This window comes from Bacillus sp. FJAT-27225 (assembly GCF_001685025.1).
In the GTDB taxonomy this organism is placed as follows: domain Bacteria; phylum Bacillota; class Bacilli; order Bacillales; family Cytobacillaceae; genus Bacillus_D.
The window spans coordinates 198,325-207,249 of record NZ_MAYU01000022.1; the positions used below are offsets into that span (position 1 = coordinate 198,325).

At 42.4% G+C, this 8,925-nt stretch carries 7 protein-coding genes and 2 pseudogenes; 2 read left to right on the forward strand and 7 right to left on the reverse strand.

The annotated features are described in order from the left end of the window. Window positions 1-51: 51 nt before the first annotated feature. Window positions 52-390, reverse strand: a complete 339-nt coding sequence (locus tag A8F94_RS17155; protein ID WP_066203043.1) for a YmaF family protein — start codon at window positions 388-390, stop codon at window positions 52-54. A 448-nt stretch (window positions 391-838) separates the two neighbouring features. Here A8F94_RS17155 and A8F94_RS25125 point away from each other — a divergent pair. Beyond that, window positions 839-1,326, forward strand: a pseudogene (locus tag A8F94_RS25125) (Crp/Fnr family transcriptional regulator); the annotation flags it as partial. Window positions 1,327-1,563: 237 nt separating this feature from the next. On the opposite strand, the gene nikC reads toward A8F94_RS25125, so the two are convergent. From nikC to A8F94_RS17190, 6 genes and pseudogenes are all read right to left on the reverse strand, one after another. Continuing rightward, window positions 1,564-2,463 carry a nickel transporter permease gene (gene nikC, locus A8F94_RS17165; protein ID WP_066203049.1) on the reverse strand — a complete coding sequence of 300 codons (900 nt, stop codon included), beginning with the start codon at window positions 2,461-2,463 and terminating at the stop codon, window positions 1,564-1,566. Window positions 2,464-2,480: 17 nt separating this feature from the next. Further along, window positions 2,481-3,485 (reverse strand): ABC transporter permease, encoded by a 1,005-nt coding sequence (locus tag A8F94_RS17170; protein ID WP_066203052.1) that lies wholly within the window; start codon window positions 3,483-3,485, stop codon window positions 2,481-2,483. A gap of 66 nt (window positions 3,486-3,551) precedes the next feature. After that, a complete protein-coding gene (locus A8F94_RS17175; protein ID WP_066204034.1) occupies window positions 3,552-5,168 on the reverse strand; it encodes an ABC transporter substrate-binding protein in 1,617 nt (538 codons plus the stop codon). Window positions 5,169-5,217: 49 nt separating this feature from the next. Beyond that, window positions 5,218-6,186 (reverse strand): ABC transporter ATP-binding protein, encoded by a 969-nt coding sequence (locus A8F94_RS17180; RefSeq protein ID WP_066203054.1) that lies wholly within the window; start codon window positions 6,184-6,186, stop codon window positions 5,218-5,220. Continuing rightward, window positions 6,167-7,177 (reverse strand): ABC transporter ATP-binding protein, encoded by a 1,011-nt coding sequence (locus A8F94_RS17185; protein ID WP_066203057.1) that lies wholly within the window; start codon window positions 7,175-7,177, stop codon window positions 6,167-6,169. The genes A8F94_RS17180 and A8F94_RS17185 overlap by 20 nt, the downstream gene beginning before the upstream one ends. 343 nt (window positions 7,178-7,520) lie before the next feature. Continuing rightward, window positions 7,521-7,966 (reverse strand): annotated as a pseudogene (locus A8F94_RS17190) (NUDIX hydrolase). 199 nt (window positions 7,967-8,165) lie between these two features. Here A8F94_RS17190 and A8F94_RS17195 point away from each other — a divergent pair. Continuing rightward, window positions 8,166-8,648 (forward strand): VanZ family protein, encoded by a 483-nt coding sequence (locus tag A8F94_RS17195; protein WP_066204037.1) that lies wholly within the window; start codon window positions 8,166-8,168, stop codon window positions 8,646-8,648. Window positions 8,649-8,925 lie beyond the last annotated feature (277 nt).

Consider the following 8,925-nt stretch of genomic DNA (forward strand, 5'->3'; position numbering starts at 1 on the left):
TTAAAATAGCGAGTGTCCCAAAATTGGGCACTCGCTATTTTTTTAAAAAAATTATTTATTGCCTGGTGCCGGATGATCGACTCCCCTTACGTGATGTCTATGCCCATCATCCTCAGTTGTATAGAAGTCATAATAATGCACATGCATCCCATTACCAACTGGAATGGCCGGGCCTGAATACGCTTTGTAATAATGTGAATGGCCATTTTCAAAAACGACATATCCTTCTGTGGCGTGAATATGGCTTCCGTCCTGGGTCATAATTGGAGGGGAAGTAACGTCCAAACACTGATGTACATGGCCATCTTCCACAGAGGTATAATCTACCGAACCGTGATTATGCCGGGGGACAAATCCTTGGACAAAATCATCTTTACCCTGTCTTACCATCTCCTCACTCCTTTAGAAACATTCACTGTAATTTGTGTTTAAGTGACTCTCCGTTGCCAGCATTTTAGTACTTACATGCTGAGAGTAAAGTCTGGTCAACCTTTACTGTTATAACTATATTAAAACTTGAAAAAAGTATGATTTTTTTCTCATTAAAATATCATTCTATTTACCTGTATATCCTTTCCTCATCCATTCTTCATGCACGTTTCCAAGTATAATTCTTTCGTGCGTTTCTCCTTCCTTTAATAAGGAAGGCAATCGTATTACATCATTTGCTGTTTGGGACGACTATGCTCTTTGTCACACCTCTGATAAGAAGCTTTCAAAGCTTTTTGAATAGATTCTCTAAGCTCTATTCACACGGTGCATACCGGAGTATATTCACAGTGTAAACAAGTTAATGAACTTACTTTAAAATAAACCAAATCGAAAAGGGGAATTATTCATGTTTAACAAATTTAAGGGAAAACAACATTGTTGCTGCTCTGCTCGCTGTCCTTCGTGTCTATCCCGGTTATGCCTGGTTTACTGCAGGCCTTGACAAAATTCAGGGTGGATTTGGCGCAAGCGGATTTATCAAAGGCGCGATTGCCAATCCAGTAAAAGGCCCGGAAGGCGTCGTTGTTTACCAATGGTATGTAGACTTCCTGCAAGGCGTAGCTCTTCCAAACATCGATCTGTTCAACGTTCTTGTCCCTTGGGGGAAATTGCTTGTAGGACTTGGCCTGATGCTCGGCTGTTTGACAGTTCTTCGGTCTCGTTATGAACTTTGCATTCTTCTTTGCCGGAACTGTAAGCCATAACCCAACAGACATCCTGTTCGGATTCATCATCCTGGCTACTGGTGCGAACGCTGGTAAATATGGCCTTGACCGCTGGGTGCTTCCTTACATCAACAAAGCATTTTTCAAAAAACATCAAGTGCAAGACTAAGAGGATGCTTTCCCTTCCCTGCCGGCATCAAAAGCCCTTCATAATGGAGGGTTTTTTATGGATAAAATCAAGACGATCACTATTTCTTTTCGGACAATTGCTGCCGAAAGACATGCAAACGCCAGTGCTTTCCTTCTCCCCCCTATCTAGAAAAGTCTACATTAAAATTGCTCATACACCAGGAAGCGTCGATCTCAATTGACCAACCCTTCCTGATGTACGAGCAAACAATAAGCACTAGTTCTTCATTTTTGGATCAAGAGCATCTCTTAATCCGTCACCCATTAAATTAAATCCGAGCACGGTGAGCATGATGGCAATCCCCGGAAAGAACAGGGTCCATGGGGCTTGTATCAAATAATTTTTCGAATCTGCGAGCATTTTTCCCCATTCGGGCGTCGGAGCCTGAGCACCCATTCCTAAAAACCCCAGAGCTGCTGCTTCGATAATCGCAGTCGCAATTGCCAATGTTGCCTGAACAATTACCGGAGAAATACTGTTTGGCAACACATGCCTAAAAAGGATTCGGGAGTCCTTCATCCCAATCGCCCGGGCTGCCATAATATATTCTTCCTGTTTGACACTGAGTACCCTTGACCGGACAATTCGGCCAAAGTTTGGAATATTGATGAGGGCAATTGCAATAAGAGCATTTTGTAAAGACGGCCCTAAAATCGCGACGACGGCAATCGCCAATAAAATACTAGGAAAAGCAAGCATAATATCAAAGATTCGCGAAATAATCGTGTCAACCCAGCGGCCATAGTATCCCGAAACAACCCCGAGCAGCGTGCCAATGACGACCGACCCTAATACAGATGAAAAACCCACCCATAAAGAGATTCTCGCTCCATAAATAACCCTGGAAAAGATATCCCGGCCAAAGTCGTCGGTTCCAAACCAATGCTTACTTGACGGCGCTTGCATCCGTTCTGCTAAAACCTGCTCTTTAAAGCTGTAAGGTGCAATTAAAGGAGCGATGATGGCAAGGATGATAAAAAACACAACGATGCTTAAGCCGATTAAAGCCAATTTATTTTTATAAAAGGATTGCCAGGCTTCCTTCCACGGAGGTACCAACTTATCCTCCTCGGCAATCTTAGGAATGTCAGCTATATTTTTTGCCAGTTCTGCCATAGTGGAAACCTCCTTTATTATGTATATTTAATTCTAGGATCAATAAAGACATATAATAAATCCACTATTAAATTGATAAAAACAAAAATTGCCGCAATGATTAAGATGCCTGACTGGATTACAGGATAATCGCGGTAGGCAATCGCGTCATACAAGTAGCGGCCAATTCCCGGCCACCCAAAAATCGTTTCTGTTAAAATGGCTCCCCCTAGCAAAAGTCCAGTCTGGAGGCCAATTACAGTCAATACCGGAATAATTGCGTTCTTCAACGAATGTTTATACACGACCCAAAACATTCTCACCCCTTTTGCCCTTGCTGTCCGAATATAATCGGATTTCATGACTTCAAGCATCGTCGCTCGAGTCATTCTCGCTATAATGGCCATCGGAATCGTGGCCAGGGCAATGCTCGGCAAGATAAGATGCTGAATCACTGTCCCGAATTGGTCCGTTCTGCCTTGAAGTAAAGTATCAATTAAATAAAGCCCAGTAATAGCCGTAACAGGATCCCTTACATTCTCCCTCCCAGTTGTCGGCAGCCAGCCAAGTTCAATTGAAAATGCCCATTGTTCCATTAAGCCAAGCCAAAAAATTGGCATTGATACCCCGATTAAAGCTAATATCATAGCAACATAATCAAACCATGACTTTGAAAACCAGGCACTAATAATGCCAGCATTGACACCAACCAAAATAGCAATCAGCATGGCGACAAGTGTCAATTCTAATGTTGCGGTCAAGAAGGGCCAGATTTCTTCGTTGATTGGCCCCCTTGTCCTCAAGGAAGTGCCTAAATCACCATGCAACAAGGAATTAACATAATCAACATATTGTATGTACCATGGCCTGTCCAAGCCTAACTGTTTCGTTACTTCTGCAATTGCCTCCTTTGTTGCTCTTTGTCCAAGAATTACCTGGGCAGGGTTTCCAGGAATAGCATGGATGATGGCAAAAACAACAAGGGTCATTCCAAATAAAACCGGAAATAACGCTAAAATACGCCTGGCAGTATAAGCTAGCACCCTTTTCACCCCTTATCCTTTTATTAAACGAAAGGAGAGGCAAAGGTCCTCCCCTTTCAAGTTTCATTATTTAAATTCGACTTTCGTCACAGCTTCTGAACCTGTTGGATGCGGCAAGTAGTTTACTACATCTTTATGGGCAGCAAGTAATGGAATAGAGTGTACAAGCGGTACCCACGGAGCATCTTCTTTAATAATCTCCTGGGCTTTCTTGTATAACTCGTTCCGTTTCGCCTGATCTGGTTCGGTTTGGGCCTGAATCAAGATGTCATGAAGTTCATCATTGCTATATTGGGCATAGTTATTGCTGCCGATGCTGTCCTTATCCAAAAGGGTATATAAGAAGTTATCCGCATCCCCGTTGTCTCCTGTCCAGCCAAGCATGAACATATCAAACTCCCCTTTGCGGGCCTTTTCCAGATATGTCGCCCATTCAACAGTTTGGAAATTGGCCTTTACGCCAATTTTACTTAAGCTTTCCTGGATCACCTCTGCTACCTTCTGTGCCTCAGGCATGTAAGGGCGGGCAACTGGCATAGCCCATAGGTCAATTTCAAAGCCTTTTTCATATCCGGCCTCTTTCAATAATGCTTTCGCTTTTTCCAAATCATATGGATAATCACTGATTTGATCATTATACCCTTCAAGTGAAGGCGGCATTGGGTTGATTGCAGGTTCTGCTTTTCCGCCATAGAACGCGTCAATGATGGATTTTTTATCAATTGCATGATTGATTGCCTGGCGTACCAGTTTATTATCGAAAGGCTTACGGGTATTTGTCATGCCAATGTAACCCACATTGTTTGACGGGCGTTCAATGACTTGCAACTGATCATTTGCTAAAACTGACGCTTCATCAGAATTGTTTAAACCATCCAGAATATCAATCTCGCCTTTTACAAGCGCATTTAGACGGGCAGCATTTTCAGGAATGACACGGAAAATGACTTTATTTAACTTAGGCAAACCTGCTTGCCAATAGTCCGGGTTTTTTTCAAGTGTAATCGTATCGTTTTGTTTCCACTCTACGAACTTGAATGGACCTGTTCCGACCGGATTGTTCCGGAAATCATCGCCAAACTTTTCAACAGCTGCCGGACTGGCCATTGAAAACGGAGACATTGCCAGGTTTTTCAGGAATGGAGCCTGCGACCTCTTCAAGACAAATTGTACGGTATGTTCATCTACTGCTTTAACTTCCTTGATAACATGGCCCTTATCTTTTTTATAGCCGCCAAACATCGAATAGTAAGGGAATTTTTCGTCGTCTCCGTTCATCCAGCGGTTAAAGTTAAATACGACAGCTTCGGCATTGAAATCTGTGCCGTCATGAAATTTAACCCCCTGGCGAAGAGTAAATGTATAGGTTAATCCATCGTCACTCACTTTCCAATCTTCAGCAAGACCAGGGTTAATCGTTGTATCCTGGTCACCATACTGGACAAGCGTTTCAAATATATTCTCAGTTACCCTGAACGCCTCCCCTTCTGTTGTAGTAATCGGATCAAGTGATGTCGAATCACCGCCACGGCCATAAACAAGCGTGTCTTTCTTAGGACCTGCTTCATTCCCGCTTGCAGGCTTCTTGGTACCTCCAGATTCATTGCTGCTGTTGCAGCCGGCCAAAAACATAAAAATAGCCAGCATCGCAAACAAAAGCAGTTTAATTGACCTTTTTTTCATAATCATTTACTCCCCCTATTGTTTTGATGATTATCATAAATGCTCCCGCTCACCCGTTATATAAGTGGCAGGCAACAACATGACCATTAATAATGACTTCTTCCGGTCTGACCGTTTTGCAGACATCCATGCATTGCGAACATCTTGTATGGAATGCACAGCCTGAAGGCGGATTTGATGGGCTCGGCAGTTCACCTTCAATCAAGTTGGGCTGCTTCCTTAAGTCCGGATCTGGTATTGGAACCGCGGACAACAATGCTTTTGTATAAGGATGCATCGGATTTTCATACAGTTCCTCACTGTCTGCCAATTCTATTAATCTCCCTAAATACATGACACCGACCCGATCACTGATATGGCGGACAACACCCAGATCATGAGCAATAAATATGTAGGTGAGCTGAAATTCCTTCTGGATTTCTTTCATCAAATTAAGAACTTGAGCCTGGATGGAAACATCCAAAGCGGATACCGGTTCATCAGCTATAACCAATTTCGGTTTGGTCATCAATGCCCGGGCAATTCCAATCCGCTGGCGCTGGCCCCCACTGAATTGATGCGGATACCGTTTTGCGTGATAACTGCTTAACCCGACAACCTCGAGCATTTCCTTCACGCGTTTCTTCCGCTCTTCTTTTGTGCCGATTCCATGGACAATCAAGGGCTCTTCCAAAATTTGCTCCACAGAATTCCTTGGGTTTAAGGAAGCATAAGGATCCTGGAAAACCATCTGGATGTCTCTTCGAATTTTCCTCAGTTCGGTTTTTGACATCCTTGTAATCTCTTTGTCTTCAAACATGACTCTCCCGTCGCTTGCCTCTATTAAGCGCATCAAAAGCCTTCCCGTTGTCGACTTGCCGCAGCCGCTTTCACCAACAATCCCGAGAGTTTCTCCTTTTTTTACATAAAAAGAAACATCATCAACTGCCTTGACCTCTCCAACCTTTCTGCCAAATAATCCGCCAGTGATTGGGAAGTATTTTTTTAGACCCTGTACCTCAAGAAGTAACTCCGACATGGTTGTCAATCCCCCCCTTCGCTTTATGCAGGAAACAGCGAACTTCATGTCCATCTTTCTCAGACTTATAAAGTCCAGGCGTCTCGTCACGGCAAGGTCCGAATACTTCGGAACATCTATCAGCAAAACGGCATCCGTTTACAATCGTTCCCGGCCTCGGTACGGAACCAGGTATACTATAAAGCCAATCCTTTTTCTCAAGTAAATTGGGCACTGATTTCAGCAGCCCCCTCGTGTAAGGATGCTGTGGATCTTTTAATATTTTCCGGACATCGCCTTGCTCGACAATTTGGCCGGCATACATGACGATAACCCGCTCGCAAATTTCGGCCACAACGCCCAAATCATGTGTAATGAGAATGATTGATGTTTCCGTTTTTTGATTTAAATCCTTCATGAGAGCTAGAATTTGGGCCTGAATTGTTACATCCAGGGCTGTTGTCGGCTCGTCCGCAATCAGCACACGGGGGTTGCAGGCCATCGAGATTGCAATCATAACCCGCTGCCTCATTCCGCCTGATAACTGGTGCGGATATTCTTTTAAAATTCCTTCTGCCCTTGGAATCCCAACCAGTTTCAATAGTTCTAAACTCCTGACTCTCGTCTCGGCTTTTGATAGTTTTGTATGTAAGCGTATTGCCTCCATTAGCTGGTTGCCGATTGTAAACAGTGGGTTCAAGGAGGTCATCGGTTCCTGGAAAATCATCGAAATTTGGTTACCACGGATTTTCCGCCATTGTTTTTCGGGAAGATTGGTTAAATTTTTCCCCTCAAAAATAATTTCACCTCTGTCGATTTTACCGGGTGGCGATGGGATTAGACCCATGGCCGCCAGAGAAGTCACACTCTTCCCGCTCCCCGATTCGCCTACAATCCCGAGAATCTCACCTGGCCGTAAGTCAAAACTTACACCATCGACGGCAGGGACAGCCTTTTTATCCGTTTGAAAGGTAACCCTTAAATCATTTATCCGCAAAATTGCTTCTGTCATGCGTTTCACCTGCTTTGTTATACTATTGGATTAAAAAAGCGACACTTATGATATTATAATATATTGAATAGTGAGAATATTATAGCAAAAACAATAATTAATGTATATCTAAAAGTGGGAAACACGTAATTAATTGGAATAGCAGGCAAGCAAGAACCAGCCCCTATCCCTATATAAATAAGCCAGCAGCTACGAAAAAATGCGAAATTACCGTTTTATTCATATTAATTGATGACTACAGCCACATAGAATCATCTCTATGAAAAAAAAAAGACCCTGCAGGCCTTTGTCAAAACCGAAGTGATGTGTTCATCTAGACTTCTCTCCGTTTGTAAATTATTTTCTATAATAACTTTAACGTTTCTTCCACAATATCCTTGCCATTAAACTCAACATAAAAAGGATGAAGGCTCTCATTTAAACAATAGTCAATCCGCTGCCTGAAGTTTTTTAATGTGATCATTTCCAACGCCTTTTCAATAGGAAAAAAAACCACTTCCAGGCTTTCTGGACTTGTTTGTGGCTGTTCACCGATGGCCTTTCCCAGGAACAAAGTATTGCAAATCGACCTGTCAACATTTTGAAAAATCCCGCAAAACTTTGTTATTTCAATATCAATTCCGGATTCTTCCTTCGTTTCTCTAATGGCGGCAGCTTTAATTGATTCTCCCTCCTCAACCTGACCGCCAGGCATTTCCCAGCCCCGCCTCGGTCCTTTGATTAGCAAAATTTCTCCTAGGTCATTGAAAACAATCGCCGCTGCGAAACAATGTGTTTCGGTGAATTCATGTTCATTTTCTCCCTTATCAATGTAATGGTTTACTGTCATCAATTGTATTACTATTTGTTTACCTACTATTCTATAAAAAAGTTTCGTAATTGGGGGCTTTCTAACACAATCACAGTAGTTACTTCATAAAAAAACCAATACATCTTAACCCTCATCACTAATAATTGGGAATAACTAAACTTAATGAAAGGCAAGGGCATGAGAAAATTTTTCAGGATTACAGTTACGTTTATATTTATTGTTTATTTGATTATTCTTACAAAGGAAATTCTCTTTAAGTTTCCGCTGAGTTTTCTTCATCATGATTCAGTCCTTTATCGTGATTTATGGCACTCCAGCAATATCGTTCCATTTAAGACGATTTATTTTTATCTGTTCCTTGCTGATATTAATTTTGATATCCGGGTACGAAACTTGGCGGGAAATGTAGTTGGCTTTATGCCGCTTGGATTCTTGCTCCCAATTATGTTTGCACGTTTCTCCACATTAAGATCGGTCTTCCTGGCATCTTTCAGCCTAAGCCTTACATATGAAGTTCTGCAGCTTTTGTTGAAGCTTGGGAGCTTTGATATCGATGACTTAATTCTGAATAGCCTTGGCGGACTGTTAGGGTTTCTCTGTTTTAAACTTGCTGCCTTCTTCTTTTTTAAAAGAGGAACGCCCCGGACTTTTACCCACTAATTGTACTGTCGGGGGACATATCGGCGGGACGCAGTGGAACAAAGCTCTCATTAGTGACTTTATCCTGCAATTTCTCGTCGCAAAGTCACTTAGATATAAAGTGAATCTAAGAAAGCTGATTCAATCGGGTTTTACCAAAGCTGTCCGTTGGCATACATGCCAGCGTTTTTTTATTGGTTAACACTCTATGTGATGAAGTTCACAAATTGGACAAGAAGCTTTGACAGCTTTTTGAATAGTCTCCAAAACCCCTATTCGTATAGTGTTATCCGGAGTA